The organism is Micromonospora sp. NPDC049060 (assembly GCF_040649055.1).
GTDB lineage: Bacteria > Actinomycetota > Actinomycetes > Mycobacteriales > Micromonosporaceae > Micromonospora > Micromonospora reichwaldensis.
This window is the reverse complement of sequence record NZ_JBEZEV010000070.1, coordinates 1-23,593: the sequence shown is the minus strand read 5'-3', so window position 1 is coordinate 23,593 and position 23,593 is coordinate 1. Positions and strand designations below refer to the sequence as shown.

Genomic DNA, 23,593 nt, shown 5'->3' with positions numbered 1-23,593 from the left:
CAGTGTGGCAAGTATAAGCAGGGGCACCCGACACGGCCGCACCGGCGCTCATCGCGCCCCGGAGTCGCCCGCCCTGGCCAGGGACGACCGCGCCGCCCCGAGGAACCGCGCGGCCCGCGGAAAGTCGCGCAGGACCCGCCCGTAGTGTTCCAGAGTCGACCCCAGGGCGGGGGCCGGCACACCCCGACTGGTGAGGATCTCGACCAGCCAGTCGACGAACTCGGTGAACAGCGAGCCGTCGTCGACATAGAGCGCGGCGGCCAGGAAGTCCACGATGTAGCCCAGGTCGCTGACGGTGGAGTCCAGCTGACTGGGCGTGTAGTCACGCGTCCCCGGGTCGTGTTCCCGCAGGTCCGCCAGCGCGCCGTCGATCAGCTCACCGCGCCGCTTGAGCAGGCTGGTGTACTCGTCGTCGGCCAGGTGGCTCAACTCCGCCGGCGGGACGCGGCGCAGTGCGCGCTCGTCGCCGATCAGGTTCGCGGCGGTCGGGGCGTCGGGCGCCCAGGCCACACCGAGCCGCCGGGCCCAGCGGCCGTCCGCGCCGAACCCCCGGCCCCCCACCACCACGGGGACGTCCACGCGCCGGCACGCCTCGATCATGCGGTGCGCGTGCGGCAGGCGCATCGGCAGCGCACAGGCGAGCGCGACCGCGTGGGCGTCGTGCCGGTGCAGGTACGACACCAGGTGCGGGGCGGGGACGCTCGCGCCGAGGAAGGTGACCTGCCAGCCCCGCAGCCGCAGCACCTCGGCGACCAGCCGGGGCGGCAGGGCGTGCCACTCGCCGTCCATGCAGGCCACCACCACCCGGCCCCGCGTCGGGCGCGGATTCGCGTACGCGGCCACCGCCGCCACCACCCGCTCGCTGATGTGCGTCGCGGCGTGCTCCTGGGCGACGCTCCACTCGTTGCGTGCCCACCGCTCCCCCACCTCGGCCTGCGCCGGGGCGACCAGGTCGAGCAGGACGCGCTCGGCGGGCACGCCGGCCTCGAGCAGGCCGGTGGCCACCTCGATGGCGGCGTACTCGTCCGCCTCCTGGAGGGAGTCCAGGTATCCGGGCCAGGCGCCTGCCGGGGTGGCGTCGGCGGTCGGGGCGGCGGTCACGACCGGGTCTCCCTCGCCTCGGCGGCGCCGCTCGCGTCGGGCACCGCGTGCAGGTGCCTGGCCGTACGCCCGCCCGGACCGGTCGCGCGCAGCGCGAGCACGGCGATGTCGTCGTGGTCGCCGTGGGCCAACCAGTCGCAGGTCACCTGCTCGACGCGCTCGGCCAGTGCGGGCGCGGGCATCCGCTGGCAGCCGGTGACCGCGTGCACCAGCCGCTCCGTGCCGAACTGCTCGTTGCCGCGGCGACCGCCGCGCGCCTCGGTCACCCCGTCGCTGTAGAGCAGGCAGGTCTCGCCCGGCTCCAGCCGGACGGTCACCTCCCCGATCCGGGGATCGGGGACCACGCCGACCAGCATGCCCGACAGCGGGACCGGCTCGACCTCGCCGGAGCCGCGCAGCACCAGCGGCGGCAGATGCCCGCCGCCGGCCAGGGTCAGGGTCAGGCCGCCCTCGCGATGCGCGCGAACCACTCCCAGCACCATTGTCGCGAAACGCCCCTGCCCCTGCGCCTGGCTGGTCTCCAGCAGCGCGTCGTTGAGCAGCTTCAGCAGGCGCCCCGGCTGCGACTCGACCCGGTGCAGCGCCTGGAGGCACTGACGCAGCTGGCCGGTGAAGACCGCCGCCTCGACGCCCTTGCCGGAGACGTCGCCCAGGAAGAACACGGAGCCGCCGTCGGCCAGCCGGTGCGAGCCGTAGAAGTCGCCGCCGATGCGCAACCCGGCCTGGGCCGGCCGGTAGGCGGTGCCCCACTGCACCCCGGTCGCCTCGGCCGGCTCCACCGGCACCAGGCTCGCCTGGAGCGTGTCGGCGACCTCGGCCTGGTCGCGGTAGAGCAGCGCCGTGGTCAGCGCCGCCCCCGCCCGGGCCGCGAAGGCACGGGCCAGGTCCACGTCGGCCTCGTCGTACCAACGCTCGACGCGCCGCGCGACCAGCAGCACACCGGCCGGGGCGTCGCGACCGGGCAGCGGCACCACCCGTACGCAGGCCTCCGCCGCGGTCAGCCCGGGCAGCCAGCCGGCCTCCGCTGCCTGCTCCGCCAGCCAGTCGAGGGTGTGCGGTTCCCCGCCGTCCAGCCCCTCGGTGATCGCCGCGGGCAGGTCTACGGCGGGCAGGATGCCGCTGTCCACCACCGGGGCGTCGTCGTCGCTGCGGGCGGCCCGCCACCAGCGCGCCCGACCGGAACGGGGTGCCAGCACCAGCACCGCCACCTCGGCCAGCGTCGGCACGGCGAGGCGGACCACCGCCGCGGCGGCCCGGTCCGGGTGCAGGGGATTGCCGAGCTTCTCGCCGACGACCGCCAGGAACGCCGAGCGGGCCCGCTCGGCCAGCAGGGCGTCGGCGCGGGTGACGCTCTCGGTGACGTCCTCGACATACCAGCAGCAGCGGGCGGCCGACAGCGGCACCCGGCGCACGCGCAGCCGGCGGTCGCGGTGGGTGAACTCGCCGTCGGCGGTCAGCCCGGCAAGGTTGGCCGCCACGAGCAGCTCGCCCGGGGTGACCTCGGGCAGCAGCCGCTCGGCCACCGGGCTGACGTGCCGGACGACCCCTTGCGCGTCGCAGACGACGAGACCCTCACGGAAGTGCTCGACGACCTCGGACCAGTCGGGCGCCGCATGCTCCCGGTCGGCCGCCAGTGCGGGGAGCGCGGAGGCCGGGCGTTCCGGGGCGCCGGCGGACCACGCCATGGCCCGTGCGGCACTCGGGGTGGAGAAGACCCGCCCGTCGCCGGGATCTGAGTCCCGGACGTCCGCAGCAGTCACCGGCTGAGCCCCACTCCTTGTCGAAACCCGTACCACCGGGAGGCAGCACAGGTGGTCGGATCTCTCGCACCCACCCTACGCCGGTGCGCCGCGAACGCCACCCGACGCCCGTCGTGCGGTCGGCGCTCGGTGCCCGGCGGGACCTGCGGCGCGTTGTTACGATCCCTGCATCCCCGCCCCTCGGCGGCCTGCGAAAGGGCGTGATCGTGCTGTCCCGTGGGAGCCAACCCGAGGCGACTCCGTTGAGCATGACCGTCGACCGGTCGGATCCCGCCGCACCGCTCATCCGGGTCGGGGGCGACCTCGCCTACACCACCGCCGGGCCGCTGCGCGCCGAGGTCGACCGGATCCTCGCCGACGCTCCGCCGGCCCTCGTCCTCGACTTCACCGGCCTGCTCTTCATCGACAGCACCGGCCTGGGAGTGATCGTGCACGCGTGGCGCGAGGGGCAGCAGTGCGGCACCGCCCTCCGGCTGTGCGCCGTGCCCCGGTTCCTGGCGACGATCCTCGACATGACCGGCGTCACGGGCCTGCTCGCCCGGCCGCTCGGCGAGGGCCTGGTGGCGACGGAGGGCACCGCCGGCACGGCCTGACGAGCTCCGCCCGGCCCCCCCGGCTTTGCACCCGGGCCCGCGGCTGGGAACATGGGCGCATGGCCGCTCAGCTGTTGACCATCGAGGTGACCCGGCTCGACGCCGGGCGCGCCCGGCTCCGGCTGGCCGGTGAGCTGGACTTCGACACCGCCCCGGAACTCGTCGCCGCCGCCGCCGAGCTGCGCCGGGACGGCTACCAGGAGCTTCTGTTCGACCTGAGCGGGGTCAGCCTGTGCGACTCGTCCGGGCTCAGCGCGTTCCTGACCGCCCATCACGACGGCACGGGCGCGGTCCGACTCACCGGAGTCGGCCCCCAGCTCCAGCAGTTGCTCGACCGCACCGGCCTGACCGAGCTGCTCGCGGTGGAACGCGGCAGCGACGGCGCCGCCCGCCGGGCGGGCTGAGGCCGGCCGGGCTCCGCGCGGGCGAGGGGTGGCCCCCGACCCTGGGACCAGGGGCCGGGGGCCGGAGTGAGGATCAGGGCGCGGTGAGCGGTTGCAGCCGGGGGCCGGTGGTCCGCCGCTGCCCCGTCGTCGGCGGCTCGGCGTCCTCCGGCGGCCCGGAATCGGGAGTCTGGAAGAGATAGCGGACGAACACCCCACCCGCCTCGTTGTCGTCCGCCCCGGGCCACTGCCCGATGCAGTCCACCCCGACCACCTCACGACCCGAGCCGTCGCCCTCCTCCAGCAGCGCCCACAGGCTCACCGGGTAGCAGCGGGTGTCCTCGGGCGAGAGGCGCCAGCGGGCGTACCAGCCGGGTCGGGCGGGAACGATCTCGACGATCCTCTTCATCACGACCTGTCCTTCCGCGTTCTCGGAAGTTCTCCGGTCCGCTGCGATCGTCGGCTCCCGCCGGGTGACCGCCCCTCACCCCCGCCGGATGAAGCTGTCCCGCCGCCCATCCGGGCGTCGCCGGCCCGGCCGTCGGCGTCCGTTTCGGTGCCGGCGCCGACGGGAACGCGACCGGCGGAAGCGAGGGAACACCAGCGGAAGCGAGGTGTCACCATGCGCAAGCAGATGGAAGGCGACAACCAACGTCGCCGCGCGCTGGCCCGCCAGGCCCGCGAGCGTGGCATGCAGGCCAGCGAGACGGGGGCCAGCCTGAGCGCCTCCAAGCAACTCACCCACCTGGAGCAGGGCAAGCGCGCCGGGCCGCCGCCGGCCGGCAGCCGCCACAAGCCGGACAGCACGCGGGGCGGGCCGGCACCGCCACCGGCGGGCGTCCCCGAGACCCCCCGCCCGGTCCCGGACCAGGGCGCCGGCGCGCCCGGTGTGACGCCGATCGGCTACCACGCACTGGTCGACGACGTCGTCCGCCGTACCGGGGCCGACTTCCGGACCGCCAAGGTGGGCGTCGAGTCGACGGTGCTGGTCCTGGCCTGGGCCCTCGGCGAGGCGGAACGCCGGCGGCTACTGTCGGCGGTGCCGTCGAGCCTGCACGACGTCGTCCCCGTGGACGGCATCGAGCGGCACCGCGACCTGCCGGGCTTTCTGGCCGAAGTGGGCCGGATCAGCGGCCGTACACCGGAGCAGGCCCGCTACGCGGCGGAGGCGACCGTCGCGGCACTCGCCGACCACGACGGCGACCTGATCGAGTCGCTGCACGTACCGGACGGTCTGCGGGACCTACTGGAACCGGCGCCGCCGGCCGGTGGCGGGCTGGTCGGTGCGACCCGCGCCACGCCGCCGCTCAGCGACGCGGACCTGCGGAAGGCGCTCGGCGGGCTGCCGTACTGGTCCAGCGACGGGAACGTGCTCTACCGCGCGGTCGAGCTGCCGCCGGACAACCTGGACCGGGTGCTGGACCGGCTCGACCTGCTGCGGCAGGACACCGGTCGCGGCCCGCGGATCGGCCGGTCCGGCCCGACCACCGCGGTGTTGACCGTACGGTCCCGGCAGGCGGACGCCGTCACGGCCCTGGACGTGGATCTCGCCCACGCCGTCGACGACGCGATCGACGAGGCGGGCGCCGGGATGGCCACGGGCTGACCCGGCGCGGGCCGGCGGGTGCCCGCCCACCGGCCCGCCTCCGGCTCGGCTAGCCTGCGGGGATGGCCCCCGACGCTCACCGGCTGGAGCTGGTCGTCGACCCGGCCCGACCGACGGGGCGTACGCTCCTCGCCGCCGGCGTCGAGCAGTCCTACGTGGACGTGACCGAGCCCCGTCACCTGCACTTCGAGTACGTGCGGCGGATGGCCGCGGTGGCCGACCTCGCGGCGCCGCCCGGCCTGCCGCTGGACGTGTTGCACCTCGGCGGCGGCGCGCAGACCCTGCCGCGCTACCTGGCCGCGACCCGGCCCGGGTCGGCGCAACTGGTCGTGGAACGCGACCCGGCGGTGGTCGACCTCGTGGCGCGGGAGCTACCGGCGCTGCCCGCCGAGGTCGAGGTGCGGGTGGCGGACGCCCGGGAGGCGTTGGTCGACGCGCCGCCGGCCGGCTACGACCTGGTGCTCGCCGACATCTACCGGGCGGCTCGGATGCCGGCGCACGTGCGCAGCGTCGAGTTCGTCGCCGAGGTGGTCCGGACGCTGCGCCCCGACGGCATCTACCTGGTCAACGTGACCGACCTGCCGCCGCTGGTCTTCGCCCGGGTCCAGGCGGCCACCCTGCGGGTGGTCTTCGCCGACGTCTGCCTGGTCGCCGACCGCCGGATGCTGCGCGGGCGGCGGTACGGCAACGTGGTGTTCGCCGCCGCGCTGCGCGCCGGGCGGCTGCCGGTGGCCCGGTTGACCGCCCGGGCCGCACGGGATCCGGTGCCCGGCGGGGTGCTGCACGGGCCGACTCTGGACGCGTTCGTCGCCGGCGCCCGACCCGCCACGGACGCCGCCCTCGCCCCGCGCTGAGGCGACCCGCCCCTGCGAGCGGAACGTGTCGGCGATCGCCGCGAGCGCACCGAGCGGGCGGTCAGCGGGCCCGGACGGCCACCTCCGGCGAGGAGCTCTCCAGCGGCACGGCGTTGGCCGGGACCAGGCCGAGCTGCACGGCCGGGCGCGGCAGCGCGGCGTCGAGCATCCAGTCGGCGCCCACCCGGATCCGGTTGCCCGGCATCGCCAGCAGGTGGTAGCCGCGGGTGACCGCCTTGGCGGGCAGCCCGGACAGCGACACCTTCAACGGGTTCGCCGCCGCGTCCTTGCCGCCCAGGTCGACCACCCAGCCCAGGTCGTGGTGCTTGTACGGCCTGCGTCGCCCCTGCCCGTAGGAGGCGGCGATGTTGTGCGCGGCCAGCTTGCCCTGCCGCTGCGCGTGCTGCGCCGTCATGGTGCAGATCTGCCCCGGGCGGGCCAGGTCCGGCACGGCGGCCGCGTCGCCGCAGGCGTACACCTCGGGGAAGCCGGGGACACTGAGGTACTCGTCGACGACCAGGCGGCCCCGCTCGGTGCGCAGTCCCAGCTCGGCGACGAACGGGTCGGGACGCACGCCGACGCACCAGACCAGGGTGCAGGTCGGCACGTAGTCGCCGTCGGTGAGCGTCACCCCGTCGGCGGTCGCCACGGCCACCGAGGTGCCCATCCGCACGTCCACGCCCCGGCGGCGCAGCACGCGGTCGGCGGTCTCCGACATCCGCTGGTCCAGCTCCGGCAGCACCCGGGGCGCGACGTCGAGCAGCATCCACTTCGGGCGGATCTTGAGTCGGGGGCGCTGGGAGACCAGCTCGTCGGTGAAGAGCTGGCCGTGCGCGGCCACCTCCGTCCCGGTGTAGCCGGCGCCGACGACCACGAAGGTGGCGCGCGCCTGCTGCTCGGCCGGGTCGTCGGTCTGCTCGGCCAGCTCGATCTGCCGGATCACGTGGTCGTGCAGGTAGAGGGCCTCGGGCAGGCCACGGAAGCCGTGGGCGTACTCGGTCACACCGGGGATCGGCAGCAGCTTGTTCACGCTGCCGACGGCCAGCACCAGCCGGTCGTACGCGATCCGGTTGCGGTCCCCCTCCGGCTGGGTGAAGCCGACCCAGCGGTTCTGCAGGTCCACGTGGTCGGCCTCGCCGATGAGCACCCGCACCCCGTCGAGCGTCCCGGTCAGCGGCACGGAGATCCGTCGGGGCTCGACCACGCCGGCGGCCACCTCGGGTAGCAGCGGCAGGTAGAGGAAGTAGTCGGTGGAGTTCAGCACCACGATCTCGGCCCGGCCCCGGGCCAGCCGGCTCAACGTCTTCGCCGCGTGGTAACCGGCGAACCCGGCCCCCACGATCACCACACGAGGTTTCGTCATTGCCGCCCCGTTCCCACCCCGGAGCGGGGCAAACGTGGCGGGTCGGACGATTCAGCACTCGGCCAGCCGGACGTGCCCGGTCTGCCCGACCGCCTCCACCTCCCAGCAGCGCCCGAACGCCCGCACCCGCTCGGCGGCGATCCGCCCGATCTCGTGCGGGATGTCGGGGTCGAGGACCAGCCGGCCGTCCACCGGGTTCAGGTTGAGCATCGCCCGGACGAAGGCCAGCGGCGCGCCGGCCGCCCACGCCTGCGGGCTGCACGCGGTCGGGTACGGGATCGCGAAGAGCAGCCGCTCCCGGGGGAACCCGCTCATCGCCTCCGGCAGCCGGTGACCGAACTGCTCGGCCGCCTCGAGCAGGGCAAGGCTGACCCGGTTCGCCTCCGCCCGGTAGCCGTAGCGGGCCATGCCGAGCGCCGCCAGCGAGTTGTCGTGCGGCCAGACGGTGCCCAGGTGGTAGCCGAGGGCGTTGTAGAGCCGATCGTCCCAGGAGAGCGTGCGGATCCCCCAACCGGAGAACATGTCCTCGCCCATCAGCTGCCGCACCACCGCGCCGGCCCGCTCCGGCGGCACGATCCCGCTCCACAGCAGGTGCCCCATGTTGGAGGTCTTCGAGTCGATCGGGTTCTTGTCGCCGTCCAACCCGACCGCGTAGAAGCCGCCCCGGGCGTCGATCCAGAAGTCGCGGTTGAAGCGTTCGTACAGCGCCTCGGCCTCGGCGCGCAGCCGGCGGGCCAGGTCGGGGTCGGCGAGCGGCCCGTCGGCCAGCTCGGCCAGGCGCAGCTTCGCGTCGTAGGTGTAGCCCTGCAGGTCGCTGGTGGCGATCGGCAGCACGGGAATACGCCCGTCGGCGAAGCAGACGCCGTCCGGGGAGTCGCGCCAGCACTGGTTGCCCAGCCCTTCCGGGGAGCGCGTCGCGTACTCGACGTAGCCGTCGTCGTCGCGGTCGCCGTACCTGTCGATCCAGTGCAGCGCGGCGAGCGCGTTGTCGCGCAGGAAGCGCACGGTCTCGTCGTCGCCGGTCCACCGCCAGTACTCGGACAGCAGGACCAGCCAGAGCTGGGTGGCGTCGGCGCTGCCGTAGTACGGGCTGTACGGCTTCACCCCCGTCCGGGTCAGCTCGCCGCTGCGCACCTCGTGCAGGATCTTGCCGGGTTCCTCGTCGGTGAAGTCGTCGCACTTGTCGCCCTGCAACCGGGCCAGCGCGAGCAACGCGCCTCTCGCCAGCGCCGGGCCCGCGACCAGCGTCTGGTACGCGGTGATGAGGGTGTCGCGACCGAAGACGGAGAGGAACCAGGGCAGGCCGGCGCCGGGGAGCATGATCCGCTGTCCCTTGACCTCCAGGTCGAGGCGCAGCGCCGCCAGGTCGTCGCGGGTCTGCTCAAGCGTCCGCGCCAGCGCCTGGTTGTCGCTGCGCAGCGCAGCCCGCCCGATGGCCCAGCGGCGCACCGGGTCGTCGGCGCGGCGGTGGATCACGTCGGCGATGTCGCCCCGGACGGGCTCCACCACCCCCATTCCCGGCGGCAGCGGCACGTGCAGGTCGACGTACCACTCCTCGCGTCTGTGCAGGGTGATGTCCCAGACGAGGTCGTCGCCCTCGACCCGGTCCGCCGGCCGGGAGCAGCAGACCCGGGTCTCGGCGGCGAAGTCGCCCCGGGCGTACGTGAAGCACAGTTCCGAGCCGTCCTGCGCGTGGCTGCGGGTGATCTCGGCGGAGCGGTCCCGAACCCCCGACTTGACCTCGAACAGGTCGGCGAAGTCGGCGCCCACGGCCAGCCGCAGCTCCAACCGGACCGGCTCCGGCCGGAAGGACACCATCTCCACCCGCTCGTGGAAGCCGTCGCCGACGTACCGCAGCCGCCGCATGCCCAGGCTGTCCGGCGGCAGGCCGGACTGGGCCGGGTTGGTCAGCACGTACTGGGCCGAGTAGTGGTCGATGGTCTCGGCGCGCAGCACCAGCAGCTGCTCGCCGTTGACGGTGAGCACCCAGCCGCTGAGCAGCCGGGTGTCCAGGTGCACCAGGCCGCCGATGCTGCCCGGCGGGACGTCCCCGCAGGGGTCGGAGTACATGAAGGTCGGGCCGCTGAGCACGGCGATGGAGTCCGGGCCCAGCTCGGGCGGCATGGCCCGCTGGTCGCCGCTCTGCCCGACGGCGGCCCGCAGGCCGGGTGTGGGGTCGGCGGGGGTCGGACGGACGACAGCCATGCCTCCACCGTAGGAAGACCGTCGCTGTCCGTCATCACCCGCTCCGGGTGAAGCGGCGCGGACCGTTCGCGGGGGACGCCGCGTGGAACCCCGGCCGACGGGCCCGAGGCCGGGTGCCGACAGCGGCGGACTTCCGACACGCGACTGTGCGGTTGCCGACAGTGACGGCCCCGGTGGCGGCGCACGCTGCTTGCCGACCCGACCGTCGTCATCAGGAGGAAAGATGCGACTCCGTTCGCTCGCCGCCGCCGCGCTGACCGCCGTGCTGGCCGCCGGCGCGCTCGCGCCGGCTGGCCCGGCCGTGGCGGCCACCGCCGACCGATGGGGCTTCGCCTACGTCAAGGACCCGACCGTGCCGGCCTGGACGGTGCTCGACACCACCCGGCAGTGGGGCAGTTGGAAGACCGCCTTCCCCGCCGCCTGGGCGCAGGGCGCAAAGGTCGCGCCCGGCCGGTTCCTGGTGCGTTTCCCGCAGGTCGCCTCCGGCGCCCGGGGCGTGCCGCACGTGACCCCGGTCAACCGGACCGGCCACTACTGCGAGGTCGTCCGCTGGTACTCCTCCGGCGCCGACCAGATCGTCGACGTGCAGTGCCACAAGCCGGGCGGGGACCGCGACGACACCCCGTTCACCGTCCTGTGGACCACCAGCAGCGGCGTGCTGCCGGCGGGCACCGCCCACGCGTACGTCCAGCAGGCCGGCGGGGCGCTGGTCCAGTCGTACAACTCGACGGGGGCGGCTAACGGCCTCGGCCCGCTGGGGGTCGGCCAGTGGGCGGTGAAGCTGCCGGGCGTCGGGCTCGCCGGCGCGCTGGCCGGCAACGTGCAGGTCACCGCGGTCCAGCCGAACGCGGCACCGCGCCGCTGCAAGATCGACAGCTGGTCCTTCTCCGGCGTCGACGTGGCCGCGAACGTGTCCTGCTTCGACCAGGCGGGCGCGCCGGCGGCCACCGACTTCGCCCTGTCCTACCACCGTCGGCGGCCGGTGATCGGCTCGCTCGCCCCGCCCTCGCGCTTCGGCTACCTGGGCACCGCGGTCGGCGGGCCGACCAACGACAACTCGGTGCTCGGCGTCGGCGCCAACACCGTCGCGGCGATCGCCCCGGCCGGCCGCTACCTGGCGAAGTTCCCGCAGCTCGGAGTCAGCCAGACGCACGCCCAGGTGGTGGCGCAGGGCGTCGGGTCGAACTACTGCCACCTGACCCAGCCCTGGTCGACCGCGCTCGACGTCGAGGTGGACGTGATCTGCTTCGACAACGCCGGGGTGGTCACCCCGCACCGGTTCCTGGCGACCTTAACCTCCCGCGTCTGACGCGACACGACCGCCGCCCGCCGTCCGACGCGACCACAGCGATCTTTCGCGTCGACGCGACCGTGGCCGAATGGGCCGCGCCGGATCACCCGGGGCGGGTGGGTTTACCTCACCCGACCCGGCGGCACGGTGGTGCTCCACCGCCACCCGAGCGACGGGAGGACAGCGCCATGAGCACACCGATGTCGAACGACCGGCGGCAGCCGATCTACCTGCGACAGAGCGGTCGCCCGCAGCTCACGGCCCGGCAGCGCCGGCGCGTCGAGCACAAGCGGGGGCGGTTCGTGCGCCTCGACGGCCAGCGGCCCGAGGCACGCCGGCCCGGGCGCTGACCCGGCGGCCGGTGGCGGTCGTGACGTGCCGCCACCGGCCTATTCCTCTGCGGGGCACGGGGCGGTGATCGCCCACCGTTCGTGATCGCGCCACGCCCCGTCGATGAACAGGTAGTCCGGCGAGTAGCCCTCCAGCCGGAAACCGAGCTTGCGGGCCACCCGGCGGGACGGCTCGTTGCCCGGCTGGATGTTCGCCTCCAGTCGGTGCAGGCCGAGCGTGTCGAAGGCGTGCCGGACCACCAGGCCGATGCCGGCGGAGGCGTGTCCGGTTCCGCTGTGCGGCAGGAAGGCGGCGTAGCCGAGGTAGCCGCCGCGCAACGCGCCCATGAGGATCCCGCTGATGTTCACGTAGCCGGCGATCGCACCGCTGTCCCGGTCGCAGATCAGGTACCCGGCGTGGTCCCGACGGCGGATCTTGCGCAGGTACGCGGCGTACCGCGCCGGGTCGTCGGGGGCGGCGAGCCAGGGATGGTGCAGGTCACGGCTGCGCCGGGCCGCCGCGACGAACTCGGCCTCGTCGGCCGGCCGGGGCCAACGGATGGCGGCCGGACCCGATGTACGCAGATACCTCACGGCAGACCACTGTCGCCGTGCGCGCCGTCCTTGTCCAGCGGGTCGCAGGCACCCCGGCCCTCACGGACCGGCCGGCTGGTCCGCCCCGTCGTCGACCCGCTCCAGCGTGTAGTGGATGGTCTGGGCGACGATCCAGCCCTCTTCGATGAGGAACGAGTCCGCCCCGTCGCAGACCCGTACGCCCTCGATCCGCGCCGTCCACTCCAGGAACGCCACCCGGCCCTCGACCATCCGGTTCGTGTACACGTAGCGGGCGCCGGGCAACTCCTCCTCCAGCAGGCGCGCCAGCTCCCCGACGCCCGCGTGCCCGCGGAACACGCCGCGCCGTTCCAGGACCACGCACGACGGCGACACGTTGCGCGCCAGGTCCTCGGCGAACCGGTGCTCGGCGGCCAGCCGCAGGTGGTCGTCGAACACCTCCGACGCCGACCGCGCCCGCAGGTCCTCGCGCACCGCCGGACCCTTGTCCGACCCGGCCGCCGCTGCCGCGTCGCCCTCCCCCGCCGTCACAGCGGACCCGGGTACGGCTGCTCCGGCGGCATCGGCACCCGCAGGAAGGTGGCCCCGCGCCGGTCCAGCCAGGCGTGCCCGGGCGAGCGGACCAGCCGCAGCATCACCTCGGCGCAGTTCGGGCAGCGGCCGACGAGGCCGGGGGCGTGCGGGTAGACCCGCAGGCCGGCCAGCGGGCCCTGCGTGCGGCAGTGCTCGCACCGCCCGGCGGCGGTGCTCAGGTCGACGGCGAACAACTCCCGCAGCGGGCCGTCGAGCATGTTGCCGTCCAGGTACGACGTGTCGGTCATCGGGCGCTCCTCCTCGACGCTCAGCCGGTCGGGCCGAACCGTTCGGTCTTCACCCGCCGGCTCTGGTGGCCGAGCCCGACGAGCAGGTCCGCCACCGTCTCCACGAAGCCGGTCGGCCCGCAGACGTAGCAGAGCGGCTCCAGCTCGGGCGGCCAGCCGTGGCTGTTCACGCCGGCCAGCCCGATCCGGTGCGGCTCGCCCCGCCAGTCCTGCGGCGCCTCGCGGGTGTACACGTACGCGACGTCCAGGCCCAGGTCGTCGCGGACCCGGCGGCGCAGCTCGTCGGCGTAGAACACGTCGGCCGGGGTGCGCACCGAGTAGAGCAGCCGGAACGGCACCCGGCTGCCGGCGGCGCGGCGGGCGCGCACCATCGCCATCAGCGGCACAACGCCCGACCCGCCGGCCACCAGCAGCACCGGGGCGGTCTCCTCCGGCCGCCAGACGAACCAGCCGCCGACCGGGCCGCGCACCTCCACCGGGTCGCCCTCGGCGTAGACGTCGATCAGGTACGGCGACACCTCGCCGTCGGGCACCCGCTGCACGGTCAGCGTGATCCGGTCGCCCTCGGCCGGACCGGCCAGCGAGTACGACCGCGCCGCCTGGTAGCCGTCGGGGGCGGTCAGCCGCACGTCGACGTGCTGCCCGGGCAGGTGCCCCGGCCAGCCGGGCGCCTCCAGCACCAGCGTGTGCGCGGTGGGCGTCTCCACCCGGCGCTCGCACAGCCGGGCCACCCGCCAGCGCAGCGGGGCGGTCAATCGCCCTGGTACCGCTGCTCACGCCACGGGTCCCCGTAGTCGTGGTAGCCGGCGGTCTCCCAGAATCCGGGCTGGTCCTCCGTGGTGAGCCGGATGCCGCGCACCCACTTGGCGGACTTCCAGAAGTAGAGGTGCGGCACGAGCAGCCGGGCCGGGCCGCCGTGCTCGGCAGGCAGCGGGCCGCCGTCGTAGCGGTGCGCGATCCAGGCCCGCCCGCCGCGCAGGTCGGCCAGCGGCAGGTTCGTGGTGTAGCCGCCGTACGAGTGGGCCTGCGCGTATCGGGCATCGGTGTCGACGCCCTCGAGCAGGGTGTCGAGGGAGACCCCCTGCCAGTCGGTGTCCCGCTTCGACCAGCGGGTCACGCAGTGGATGTCGACCGCCGGGGTCTCCTGCGGCAGCGCCATCAGCTCGTCCCAGCTCCAGCGGAACTCGGCGCCGGACTCGGTGGAGATGACGAACTCCCAGGTCTCCAGCGGCACCCTCGGCGTCGGGCCGGCGGAGAGCACCGGGAAGTCCTGCGTCAGGTACTGCCCCGGCGGCAGGGCCGGCTCCGCGGAGCGGGGCCGGCCCTGGAAGCCCGGTGACACGATTCCCACCCGTCAGTCGTACCACCCGGGGTGGGTGGCGAGGCGCGGTCGGCGGATCCGCACCGCGACGGGTGACGCCTCAGTTCCGCTCGACCACGACTTCCTTCTCGCCCCGGCCGGCCTTGCTGGTGGCCCGCAGGCTGGTGAGGGTGACGATCACCAGGACGCCGATGATGACGCCCAGGGAGGCGAGGGTCGGGATCTCCGGCACGCCCGGCCAGATGCCGTGCGCCCAGTGCAGGCCGAGCTTGACGCCGATGAACGCCAGGATGATCGCCAGGCCGTAGCTGAGGTGCACCAGCCGGCTGAGCGCGGCGTGCAGCACGAAGTAGAGCGCCCGCAGCCCCAGCAGGGCGAACGCGTTGGTGGCGAAGACCAGGTACGGGTCCTCGGTGATGCCGTAGACGGCGGGCACCGAGTCGACGGCGAAGACGATGTCCGTGGCGAGCAGCGCCGTCACCACGAGGGCGAACGGGGTGAGCGTACGCCGGCCGGAGAGGCGCACGACCATCTTCGGGCCGTGGTATTCCTCGGTGACCGGCATGAACTTGCGCAGCAGCCGCACCGAACGCATCTTGCTGATGTCGACTTCCTGCTCGTGCCCGGTGACGGCGTCACGCAGCAGCTTCGCCGCCGTGAGCAGCAGGATGATCGCGAAGAGCAGGAACGCGAAGTCCAGGGTCTGCAGGGCCGCCGCGCCGATGGCGATGAACACCGCGCGCAGCAGGAGCGCGCCGGTGATGCCGTAGAGCAGGGCCCGCTGGGCCAGCTCGGCCGGCACCGCGAACGCGGCCAGCAGCAGCATGAAGACGAACAGGTTGTCGACCGAGAGGGACTTTTCCACCAGGTAACCGGTGAGGTACTCCACGCCCTGGTTGGAGCCGAAGCGGGCCCAGATCCAGGCGCCGAAGGCCAGCGGCAGGGCGATGTAGAAGGCGGACCAGCCCAGCGCCTCCCGCATCGACACCTCGTGCGGCTTCCGGGTGACCAGGAAGTCCAGCACCAGCAGGGCGATCACGGCGGCGATGGTGACGCCCCACAGCGTGGGCGTGCCCACCGACTGGAGACCGGTGGCAGCAAGATATGGCAAATCGGACATGGAGCCTCCTCGAACACCCTGTCATGTTCGAGGTCTCCTTCACCCACTTTTCGTGGGCAGCCACCCGAGGCGTGCTCCGGGCACGCCGTACTGACCGGGATGGCTCGTGGGAAGTACTCCCCTCGTCGCGACAAGGTTAGGGCAGGCCCGTGGGCTCGGCAAACGGGCACGCCAGATCACGCGCGCAAGGCGTGATCTGGGGCGTCGAGGGGCTTTCGTCCCAGCTCAGCGGGCGGTGACGGCGGCGAGCACGGCCGCCACGTCGAGGTCGGCCATGCACGCCGGGCCGGCCGCGTCGAGCGGGCAGCGCGACTCCCACCAGCAGGGCTGTTCGGTGATGGCGGTGGGCCGCCGGTGCCCGCAGCCGGGCAGGCCCTGCAGGTCGGTGCCGCCCATCGCGTACCGCCGGGCGTCGGTGGGGCCGAACAGCGCCACCGACGCGGCGCCCGTCGCGGCGGCGAGACGCACCGGCCCGGTGTCCGGCCCGACCACCACCCCGCCGCGCCGGCCCACGGCCGCGAGCTGGCCGGCGAGGGTGGGCAGGTCGGCTCGGGGCAGCGGCACCCCGACCGGCGCGGCGGGGTCGACCGGGCCGACGGTCAGCACCGGGTGTCCGCGCCGGGTCAGGGCACGGGCCAGTCCCCGCCAGCGCCTCTCCGGCCAGCGCTTGACCGCCATCCCGGCGTCGGTGACGAGCACCACCGGCGGCGCGAGGGGCTCCCCCACCAGCCGGGCCACCGCCCGCTCCCCCGCGCGCCGGGCCTCGTCGCCCAGGTGGACCCGGGGCCGGGCGGCCCGGTCGGCCGCGCCAAGCAGCCCTTCGGCGCAGAGGATCTCCAGGTAGCGGTCGCCGACCGGCTGCTCCGGCGGCGGAGCGCGCCACAGGTTCGTCACGGCCCGCCCGGCGCCGGCCTCGAGCAGGTCGGGGATGCCGTCGTAGCGGGTGGTGGCGACCGCCAGGTCCGGCCGGCAGGCCGCGAGCGCCTCGACGACCGCCTCCCGCTCGGCGCCCGGCCGGCCGTGCCGGGGGGTGCGCACCTCGGCGACCGCCGGGTCGGCGCGCACCAGGTCCGCCCCGGGCTCGTGGGTGAGCAGCCGCAGCCGCGCGCCGGGATTGCGGCGGGCCAGGCCGTGCACCGCCGGCAGCAGCATCAGCAGGTCGCCGATCCCGCCGAGAAGGTCGACCACCAGGATGTCCGCGTACCGGTCAGGCATCCACGCGCCCCAGGGTCCGCGCGTAGAGGTCACGGTGCGCGGCGGCCACCCTCGGCCAGGAGTACGCGGCGGCGAAGGCCCGCCCCCGCTCGGCGAGCCGGCGGCGCAGCACCGGATCGGCGAGCAGCCTGCCGACGGTACGCGCGATCGCGGCGCTGTCCCGGCGGGCGCCGATCACCGCCACCGCGCCGCTGCGGTGCGGCCCGTCGTCGCCGGCGTCGGCCCGCGTCACGGCGGTCGGCACGCCGTGCGCGAGCGCGGCGAGCAGGGCGCCGCTCTTCGTGCTCACCCCCGTGGTGTACGGCAGCACCGCCACGTCGGCGGCGTGCAGCGCGGCGGAGACCCGCTCGGCGGGCAGGTGCCCGGTGAACGTCACCGCGTCGGCCACCCCGCACCGGTCGGCCAGCCCGGTCAGCTCGGCGCGGAACGCGCGCGCCTCCCGCTCGGGCAGCGCCTGCGAGGTGAACCCGCCGACCACCAGCAGCCGCAGGTCCGGATGGTCGCGACGCAGCTCCGGCAGTGCCTCGATCAGGTACCGCAGTCCCTTCACCGGGTGCACGAAACCGAAGAAGGCCAGCAGCGGCGCGCCCTCCGGCAGGCCCAGCTCCGCCCGCAGCCGCGCCCCTGCGGTGGACGCGCCGACGCGGTCGACGACGTTCGGCGCGATCGGGATGTGCGTGGCCCGCCGGCCGGTACGCGCGTGGACCACGTCGCCGTGGCCGGGATTCGTGACGATCACGGCCGCGCTGGCCAGCACCAGCCGGCCGGACTCCCGGTCCCAGCAGCGGGCCCGCTCCAGCGCCGACCAGAGTCGGGTCGGCAGCCAGCCGGGGCAGGCCCACCAGCCGTACTCGTGCAGGGTGGTGACCAGCGGCACCCGCCGGGGCAGCCGCCACGGCAGCAGTCCGGGCTGGCCCGAGAACCGGTACGCCGACGGGGCGAACTGCACGTGCACCACGTCGGGGGCCAGCTCGCGGACCCGGCGGGCGGCCCGGGCGGTGGCGGCCCGCCAGCGTTCCCGGTCGGCGTCGGGGCGCACCGGCACCGGGGTCACCTCGACACCGACGCCGTCGAGCGCCTCGACCAGGTGCGTCACGTAGTCGCTGACGCCGTCGGCGTCGGGCCGACCGGGACCGTGCAGCATGGCCACCCTGATCCGGTCGTCGACCACGCCACCTCCCGCTTCTCGGCGGGCGGGTTCCCGGCCCCTTACGACGCAAACGCGCCTCGCCTATGGTGTGCCGATGACCGAGGACGTCCCGGCCGGCCCGCTGGCCGGCGTACGGGTGATCGAGCTGGCCGGCATCGGTCCCGGCCCGTTCGCCGCGATGATGCTGGCCGACCTGGGCGCGGACGTGGTCCGGGTGGACCGGGCCACGGACGTCGACCCGGACGCCTTCGGCACCCCGCACCCGGATCTGCTCAACCGGGGACGCCGCTCGGTCGGGGTCGACCTGAAGTCCCCCGGCGGGCGGGAGGTGGTGCTGGCACTGGTCGCCGACGCCGACGCGCTCATCGAGGGGTTCCGCCCGGGGGTCACCGAGCGCCTCGGGGTCGGCCCGGCGGACTGCCTCGCGGCGAACCCCCGGCTGGTCTACGGCCGGATGACCGGCTGGGGCCAGGACGGTCCGGCGGCGCCGTACGCGGGGCACGACATCGACTACCTGGCGTTGACGGGCGCGCTGCACGGGATCGGCCGGGCCGGCGAGCGCCCGGTGCCGCCGATGAACCTGCTCGGCGACTTCGGCGGCGGCGGGATGATGCTCGCCCTCGGCCTGGTCTCCGCCCTGTACGCGGTGCGCGGCGGCGCACGGGGCCAGGTGGTCGACGCGGCCATCGTCGACGGCGTGGCGGTGCTCAGCACCCAGATCCACGCGCTGCGCCGGCTCGGCATGTGGCAGGACGCGCGCGGGGTGAACCTGCTCGACGGTGGCGCTCCCTTCTACGACACGTACGAGTGCGCCGACGGCCGGCATCTGGCGGTCGGCGCGCTGGAACCGCGGTTCTACGACGAGCTCGTCCGGCGCTCCGGCTTCCCGCTGGCCCCGGACGAGGCGCTGGACCGCACCGACCCGGCGAACTGGCCGGCGCTGCGCCAATCGTGGGCGCGGCTGTTCCGCACCCGGACCAGGGACGAGTGGACGGCGCTGCTGGGCTCCTCGGACGCCTGCGTGGCGCCGGTGCTGGACTGGCGGGAGGCGCCGGAGCACCCGCACCTGGCCGCGCGGGGCACCTTCGTCCAGCGGGACGGGGTCACCCAGCCGGCGCCGGCACCCCGTTTCTCGGGCACTCCCACCGCGCTGCGCCGCCCCCCGCCCCAGCCGGGCGAGCACACCGACGAACTGCTGGCCGGGGCGGGCTTCGCCCCGGAGCGGGTCGCCGCCCTGCGCGCCGCCGGCGCCGTCGCCTGACACGGCACACCACCGCCCCGTCGGCCCGGCCGGCACCACCGGGCGGTCGGCCCCGCCAGCACCACCGCCCCGTCGTCCCGGCCGGCACCGCCGGGTGGGCGTCCGGCGTCGCCGGGTGGGCGTCCGGCCGGCGTCGCCGGGTGGGCGGCAGGGTCAGGAGCGGCGCAGGGTGGCGCCCGGCGCCATCGCGGGCTCGACCATGTCCCGGAAGTCGCGCGGGAGCTGCACCACCACGTCGTCGAACTCGCCACCGCTGATCGCCTCGCGCAGGGTGACGAAGACCGCCCGGGCGGCGTCGCGCGCCGCCGGCTCGGTGACGCCGGCCCGCACGGCGACGCGGGCGACGAACTCGGCCGCGCCGAACCGCTCCGCCGACTCGGTACCCGGGCTCGGCTTCAGCACGAGCTGCAACGGCTTGGGCAGCTGGGCCGCCAGGTCCAGCACCTCCCCGCCGGTCAGCCGCTCGGCGAGGGTCTCGAGCGTCGCCCGGGTCAGCGTCACCGCCTGCTCCGAGGAGGTACGGGTGCGCTGGGCGACCTGGTCGACGAAGGTGTCGTAGTTCATCCGGGCTCCTTCAGGCTGCGTCGGGGCCTGCGCGTACCCGCCGGCGCGGCCGGGAAACGACGGGGATTTCCGCGCGGGACGGCGCGTGACCGCCCGCCGGGCGGGTAACCGCCGCCGGTCGTGACCGGATCGATGCCCCGGAGGAGCCGACACCATGGCGAGTTACGCCGACGTGCTGCAGTACCTGTCGAGCCTGGACTACCCGGCCGAGAAGGACGACGTGGTACGCCAGGCCGAGCGGGAGGGCGCCCCGCCGGACGTGCTGCGCGCGTTGCGGGCCCTGCCGCCGGTCGACTACGCCAACGGCAACGAGGTGGCCCGCTCCGCGGGCATCGAGGCGGCCCCGGAGGTCGACTCCGCGCAACGGGCGGCGCAGGCCCGGGACAAGCGGCACCAGCGCGTGTCGCAGCACCTGCGCGGCATCTGACCCTTGCTGTCGCGGGCCGACGACGCGCCCGGGCGGGGCACGTCCAGGCCCGGCCCGTTCGGGCCGAGCACGCCGGGCACGTTCGGGCCGAGCACGCAGGGCGCGTCCAGGCCGAGCACGTTCGGGCCGGGCACGTTCGGGCCGGAGCGTGGTGCCCGCAGCGGGCGGGCCCGCGCCGGTGACGGATGACCACGCGCGGACCGGTCGGGCACACCCCGGCCGCGGTCCAGCTCACCGTGATGGGCGCGCTCGGCCTGGTGGTCGGCGGGCTCACCGCGCTGGCCGTCACGCCGGCGTTGGCGCCGCTGGCCGGCTGGGACGCGGCGGCGCTGAGCTGGCTGGTGCTGGTCTGGCACCGGCTGTGGCCGTTGGACGCGCGGGGGACGGCCCGACTGGCCGTGTACGAGGACCCGAACCGGGCGGCGCGTGACGCCCTGCTGCTCGCCGCCTGCCTGGCCAGCCTGCTGGCCGTCGGCGTCGTGGTGACCAGCACGCACGGGGCGTCCGCCACGCCCGCCCGCAACGCCTATGGCGGGCTGGCCGTGCTGAGCGTGCTGCTGTCCTGGCTGGTGGTGCACACCGTGTTCGCCGCCCGGTACGCGCGGATCTACTACACGGGGCCCGACGGTGGGATCGACTTCAACCAGTCGGAGCCGCCCCGCTACTCGGACTTCGCCTACCTGGCGTTCACCGTCGGAATGACCTTCCAGGTCTCCGACACGGCACTGACCAGCAACGAGATGCGCCGGACGGCCCTGCGACACTCGATGGTGTCGTACCTGTTCGGGGCGTTCATCATCGCGGTCACGGTGAACCTGCTGGCCGGCCTGGCGAGATGAGCCGGCATCCGCGTGGAGTGGGCCGACGCCCGGCGAGGTGCGGGAGTTGCCGGACAGGCGGGCGCCCCTGTCGCGAACCGCGACCGGGGCGCCACACAGAACCTGTCCGGTGGCCGGTCGGGCCCGAACCGGGCCGCGACCACCAGGCGGTCGATGCACGCCCGAACCGGGCGGGCATCAGTGCCGCGACCATCATACGATGAAACATCACCCGTTCGGACGATTACGAAGGAAGTGTGGGCCAGCCCACCACCGCGTCAGGCGGCCAACTCCGCGTACCGCTTCTCCAGGTCGACCCGGGCCAACGCCCCGACCAGCCAGGCCAGGCGCTCGGACTCCCCGCTGCCGGCCAGGCCCGCCAGGTCGTCGGCGGAGCGGCCCAGCCCCAGCCGGCGGGCCGCGACGAGCGCCCTGCGGTCGGCCACCGGCGCCACTTCACGCCACAGCGCCTGGGCCTCGCGCAGGAACAGGTCGACCACCGTGGCGTCCACCCCGGGCAGCTCGGTGAGCAGTTCCCGCTCCCGGGCCGGGTCGTGGTGGGCCACCGCGCGCAGGCGGCGCAGGTCGCCCCGGTAACGCTCCACCACGGCACGCGCCAGGTCGCCGAGCGTGTCGGCGAGCGCGTCGACGTCACCACGCTGGCCGCTGTCGCGAAGCACGCGTACCCGGTCACCGTGCAGGGACCGGGCCAGCCGGGCGGCGCTGTCCCAGCCGGCGGCGGGCAGGGCGTGCGCGCTGTCCACAGCCCGCCGGAAGTCGCCCCGGCGGGCCAGCAGTACGGCGAGACAGAGCACCTGGAACAGGCTCGACGGGTTGTTGACGACCCGGAAGCCGTACTGCTCGGCGAAGCCGCGCCCACTGCCGGCGAGCCGGCGTACCAGGCGTTTCCTGTCCTCGACACGGGAAGTGGATGTGGTCGGCATGCCGGCGACTACCCGCGCCGCGCCCGGCCACGCCTGCCTGCCTCAGCCGTGCAGCCCGCCGCTGCGGTCGCGCGCCTTGAGGCGGGTGCTCGGCAGCGCCGGGGCGGGCAACGGCGGGGCGGGATCGTCGGCGACGACGCCGAAACGCCGCCCGGCCATCCAGTCCTCCCGCGCGGCGGCCACCTCCTCGTGCGAGCGGCCGACGAAGTTCCACCACATCACCAGCGGCTCCTCGAACGGGGCCCCGCCGAGCAGCAGCAGCCGGCTCCCCGGCGCGCCCGTCAGGGTGAGCTGCTTCCGACCGGTGCCCAGGTAGAGCAGCGCCCCCGGGGTCAACGGCACCCCGTCGACCTCGGCGGTGCCGGACATGGCCAGCAGCCCGTACTCGAAATCGGGCCGCAGTGGCAGCGTGGCCGGCGCGGATCCGTGCAGCTCCACCTGCGCGCCCAGCAGCGGGGTGTGCGTCAGGGCCGGGGACCGCTCGCCCGCGAGCTCGCCGACCAGCAGGGTGACGTCCAGTTCACCGTCGCGCCAGCGCGGCAGGTCGGCGTGGTGGGCGAAGTCGGCGGCCCCGGCGCGGGCCGGGTCCGGCAGCGCCACCCAGAGCTGTACGCCGTGCATCAGCGGCGGATGCCGCTCGGGCGACCGCTCCGAATGCGCGATGCCGTGCCCCGAGGTCATCACGTTGAGCTGGCCGGGGCGGATCGGTTGGACGTTGCCCAGGCTGTCGCGGTGCAGGATCTCCCCGTCGAGCAGCCAGGTCACGGTCTGCAAACCGGTGTGCGGATGCGGCGGCACCTCCATGCCGGGCCGCTCGGCCACGTCGTCCGGGCCGAAGTGGTCCACGAAGCACCAGGCCCCGACCATCCGCCGCTGCCGCTGCGGAAGCAGCCGACGAACGGTCGTGTAGCGACCCAGCGGCACGTCGTGCCCCGGCAGCAGGACGCTGCCGGGATCGGCGGTCGCCACGCCGGGTGGTCGGGTCTCCGCGGGCATCTTCTCGGTGCGCTCCACTGCCCGACTGTACGCCCGGACAGGCCACGAACCCGTCGGCCTCCCCCACCGCTCAGCCCACTCCGACGTCCCGCTCAGTCGGGTCGCCTCCGGTTCGCCACGCGCGGAACTCCGGTGGGTGGGGCCCGGGGCTTCCGGTTGGGCGGGTGAGGCCCGGGGCTTCCGGTTGACGTCGCCCGGGCGAACTCCAGTGGGTGAGGCCTGGGGCTTCCGGTTGACGTCGCCCGGCGAACTCCAGTGGGTGGGGCCCGGGGCTTCCGGTTGGGCGGGTGAGGGCCGGGGACTCCGGACATGCGTCTGGCCGGCACCCCGTGTTCGGGTGCCGGCCAGCGATCCCCCTTGTGGTGGAAAGTCTGTGATCAGCTGTTCCAGTGCTCGGCCACCAGGTCGGCGGCCTGCTGCTCCCACTGGGCGTAGTGGTCGGGGTACGCCGACACCTGCACCGTCTGCGCGGCCTTCGTCAGCGGCATGTCCTGCCACCCGTCGACCTGCTTCAGACCCTTCAGGAAAGCCGTCGTCGAGTACTCGGGATCGGTGATCTGCTCCACCGTGCCCCACCCACTGGACGGACGCTGCTGGAACAGGCCCTGCGAGTCGTGGTCGTTGCGGTCACCCAGATGACCCAGGTTCTCCAGCTTCGACTCCTGCAACGCGGTGGCGATCGACACGACGGCGGCGCGCTCGTCCATGCCGGCCTTCTTCGTGGCCGCGATGATCGCCTTCACGTTGGTGACCTGCTCGTCGGACAGGTCGACGTGCGACTGCGTGCCCTGCACACCGTGCGGGATCAGCTTGGCCTTGTCGACCGACGGCTTGTCGGCCTGCACAACCGCCACCGGCGTGGACTCCACCGACGGGGCCGCGTGCGCGGTCGCGGGAC

26 protein-coding genes are annotated in these 23,593 nt (G+C 74.7%); 9 read left to right on the top strand and 17 right to left on the bottom strand.

Features of this window, described 5'->3' with window-relative positions; genetic code table 11:
• Positions 1-48: 48 nt before the first annotated feature.
• Both AB0B83_RS22380 and AB0B83_RS22375 read right to left on the bottom strand, forming a co-directional pair.
• Positions 49-1,101 carry a cobalamin-dependent protein gene (locus AB0B83_RS22380; RefSeq protein WP_357579799.1) on the bottom strand — a complete coding sequence of 351 codons (1,053 nt, stop codon included), beginning with the start codon at positions 1,099-1,101 and terminating at the stop codon, positions 49-51.
• Positions 1,098-2,861, bottom strand: a complete 1,764-nt coding sequence (locus AB0B83_RS22375; protein ID WP_357579798.1) for a PP2C family protein-serine/threonine phosphatase — start codon at positions 2,859-2,861, stop codon at positions 1,098-1,100. Before AB0B83_RS22375 ends, AB0B83_RS22380 begins: the two co-directional genes overlap by 4 nt.
• A 248-nt stretch (positions 2,862-3,109) precedes the next feature.
• On the opposite strand from AB0B83_RS22375, the gene AB0B83_RS22370 reads away from it, so the two are divergent.
• The gene (locus AB0B83_RS22370) at positions 3,110-3,454 is read left to right on the top strand and encodes an STAS domain-containing protein (protein WP_357579812.1); all 345 of its coding nucleotides are present in this window, start codon (positions 3,110-3,112) and stop codon (positions 3,452-3,454) included.
• Between the two features lie 59 nt (positions 3,455-3,513).
• On the top strand, positions 3,514-3,858 hold the full coding sequence (locus AB0B83_RS22365) for an STAS domain-containing protein (RefSeq protein WP_357579797.1): 345 nt from the start codon (positions 3,514-3,516) through the stop codon (positions 3,856-3,858).
• 73 nt (positions 3,859-3,931) lie between these two features.
• Here the strand turns inward: AB0B83_RS22365 and AB0B83_RS22360 are convergent, their stop codons facing one another.
• Positions 3,932-4,246 (bottom strand): hypothetical protein, encoded by a 315-nt coding sequence (locus AB0B83_RS22360; protein ID WP_151454803.1) that lies wholly within the window; start codon positions 4,244-4,246, stop codon positions 3,932-3,934.
• Between the two features lie 213 nt (positions 4,247-4,459).
• Here AB0B83_RS22360 and AB0B83_RS22355 point away from each other — a divergent pair, with 213 nt between their 5' ends.
• Positions 4,460-5,443, top strand: a complete 984-nt coding sequence (locus tag AB0B83_RS22355) for a DUF2267 domain-containing protein (protein WP_357579796.1) — start codon at positions 4,460-4,462, stop codon at positions 5,441-5,443.
• Positions 5,444-5,505: 62 nt separating this feature from the next.
• On the top strand, positions 5,506-6,297 hold the full coding sequence (locus AB0B83_RS22350; protein WP_357579795.1) for a fused MFS/spermidine synthase: 792 nt from the start codon (positions 5,506-5,508) through the stop codon (positions 6,295-6,297).
• A gap of 61 nt (positions 6,298-6,358) precedes the next feature.
• Here AB0B83_RS22350 and AB0B83_RS22345 read toward each other — a convergent pair whose 3' ends face one another.
• Positions 6,359-7,660, bottom strand: a complete 1,302-nt coding sequence (locus AB0B83_RS22345; protein WP_151454800.1) for an NAD(P)/FAD-dependent oxidoreductase — start codon at positions 7,658-7,660, stop codon at positions 6,359-6,361.
• A gap of 51 nt (positions 7,661-7,711) precedes the next feature.
• Positions 7,712-9,865 carry a glycogen debranching N-terminal domain-containing protein gene (locus AB0B83_RS22340; protein WP_357579794.1) on the bottom strand — a complete coding sequence of 718 codons (2,154 nt, stop codon included), beginning with the start codon at positions 9,863-9,865 and terminating at the stop codon, positions 7,712-7,714.
• Positions 9,866-10,088: 223 nt separating this feature from the next.
• Here AB0B83_RS22340 and AB0B83_RS22335 point away from each other — a divergent pair, with 223 nt between their 5' ends.
• Both AB0B83_RS22335 and AB0B83_RS22330 read left to right on the top strand, forming a co-directional pair.
• On the top strand, positions 10,089-11,174 hold the full coding sequence (locus AB0B83_RS22335) for a hypothetical protein (protein ID WP_357579793.1): 1,086 nt from the start codon (positions 10,089-10,091) through the stop codon (positions 11,172-11,174).
• 170 nt (positions 11,175-11,344) lie between these two features.
• Positions 11,345-11,506, top strand: a complete 162-nt coding sequence (locus AB0B83_RS22330) for a hypothetical protein (protein ID WP_357579792.1) — start codon at positions 11,345-11,347, stop codon at positions 11,504-11,506.
• Between the two features lie 39 nt (positions 11,507-11,545).
• On the opposite strand, the gene AB0B83_RS22325 is transcribed toward AB0B83_RS22330, so the two are convergent.
• The 8 genes from AB0B83_RS22325 to AB0B83_RS22290 form a co-directional block, all read right to left on the bottom strand.
• A complete protein-coding gene (locus tag AB0B83_RS22325; protein ID WP_357579791.1) occupies positions 11,546-12,079 on the bottom strand; it encodes a GNAT family protein in 534 nt (177 codons plus the stop codon).
• A gap of 60 nt (positions 12,080-12,139) precedes the next feature.
• The gene (locus AB0B83_RS22320) at positions 12,140-12,589 is read right to left on the bottom strand and encodes a hypothetical protein (RefSeq protein ID WP_357579790.1); all 450 of its coding nucleotides are present in this window, start codon (positions 12,587-12,589) and stop codon (positions 12,140-12,142) included.
• Complete coding sequence (locus AB0B83_RS22315; protein ID WP_357579789.1) at positions 12,586-12,879, bottom strand: DUF6510 family protein; 294 nt, start codon at positions 12,877-12,879, stop codon at positions 12,586-12,588. The genes AB0B83_RS22320 and AB0B83_RS22315 overlap by 4 nt, the downstream gene beginning before the upstream one ends.
• 20 nt (positions 12,880-12,899) lie before the next feature.
• Positions 12,900-13,634: a ferredoxin reductase gene (locus AB0B83_RS22310; protein WP_357579788.1), complete on the bottom strand. Its 735-nt coding sequence runs from the start codon at positions 13,632-13,634 to the stop codon at positions 12,900-12,902.
• Positions 13,631-14,221, bottom strand: a complete 591-nt coding sequence (locus tag AB0B83_RS22305) for a sulfite oxidase-like oxidoreductase (protein ID WP_357579811.1) — start codon at positions 14,219-14,221, stop codon at positions 13,631-13,633. The genes AB0B83_RS22310 and AB0B83_RS22305 overlap by 4 nt, the downstream gene beginning before the upstream one ends.
• A 79-nt stretch (positions 14,222-14,300) precedes the next feature.
• A complete protein-coding gene (locus AB0B83_RS22300; RefSeq protein ID WP_311410199.1) occupies positions 14,301-15,320 on the bottom strand; it encodes a TerC/Alx family metal homeostasis membrane protein in 1,020 nt (339 codons plus the stop codon).
• A gap of 225 nt (positions 15,321-15,545) precedes the next feature.
• A complete protein-coding gene (locus tag AB0B83_RS22295) occupies positions 15,546-16,535 on the bottom strand; it encodes a glycosyltransferase family 9 protein (RefSeq protein ID WP_357579787.1) in 990 nt (329 codons plus the stop codon).
• On the bottom strand, positions 16,528-17,706 hold the full coding sequence (locus AB0B83_RS22290; protein WP_357579786.1) for a glycosyltransferase: 1,179 nt from the start codon (positions 17,704-17,706) through the stop codon (positions 16,528-16,530). Before AB0B83_RS22290 ends, AB0B83_RS22295 begins: the two co-directional genes overlap by 8 nt.
• Positions 17,707-17,779: 73 nt before the next feature.
• Between AB0B83_RS22290 and AB0B83_RS22285 the strand changes: the two genes are divergently transcribed.
• Positions 17,780-18,946 carry a CaiB/BaiF CoA-transferase family protein gene (locus tag AB0B83_RS22285; RefSeq protein ID WP_357579785.1) on the top strand — a complete coding sequence of 389 codons (1,167 nt, stop codon included), beginning with the start codon at positions 17,780-17,782 and terminating at the stop codon, positions 18,944-18,946.
• 153 nt (positions 18,947-19,099) lie between these two features.
• Here AB0B83_RS22285 and AB0B83_RS22280 read toward each other — a convergent pair whose 3' ends face one another.
• Complete coding sequence (locus AB0B83_RS22280) at positions 19,100-19,510, bottom strand: DUF2267 domain-containing protein (RefSeq protein ID WP_311410195.1); 411 nt, start codon at positions 19,508-19,510, stop codon at positions 19,100-19,102.
• Between the two features lie 154 nt (positions 19,511-19,664).
• On the opposite strand from AB0B83_RS22280, the gene AB0B83_RS22275 reads away from it, so the two are divergent.
• Together AB0B83_RS22275 and AB0B83_RS22270 are read left to right on the top strand one after the other, a co-directional pair.
• Positions 19,665-19,937, top strand: a complete 273-nt coding sequence (locus AB0B83_RS22275) for a DUF2795 domain-containing protein (protein WP_357579784.1) — start codon at positions 19,665-19,667, stop codon at positions 19,935-19,937.
• Between the two features lie 185 nt (positions 19,938-20,122).
• Positions 20,123-20,776, top strand: a complete 654-nt coding sequence (locus AB0B83_RS22270; RefSeq protein WP_357579783.1) for a DUF1345 domain-containing protein — start codon at positions 20,123-20,125, stop codon at positions 20,774-20,776.
• Positions 20,777-21,033: 257 nt separating this feature from the next.
• Here AB0B83_RS22270 and AB0B83_RS22265 read toward each other — a convergent pair whose 3' ends face one another.
• The 3 genes from AB0B83_RS22265 to AB0B83_RS22255 all read right to left on the bottom strand — a co-directional run.
• Positions 21,034-21,699, bottom strand: a complete 666-nt coding sequence (locus AB0B83_RS22265) for a hypothetical protein (protein WP_357579782.1) — start codon at positions 21,697-21,699, stop codon at positions 21,034-21,036.
• A 42-nt stretch (positions 21,700-21,741) separates the two neighbouring features.
• Entirely contained in the window at positions 21,742-22,713 is a 972-nt protein-coding gene (locus AB0B83_RS22260) for a pirin family protein (protein WP_357579781.1), read from the bottom strand.
• A 359-nt stretch (positions 22,714-23,072) separates the two neighbouring features.
• Positions 23,073-23,593: hypothetical protein (locus tag AB0B83_RS22255; RefSeq protein WP_357579780.1), on the bottom strand; the 521-nt coding region annotated here is incomplete at its 5' end.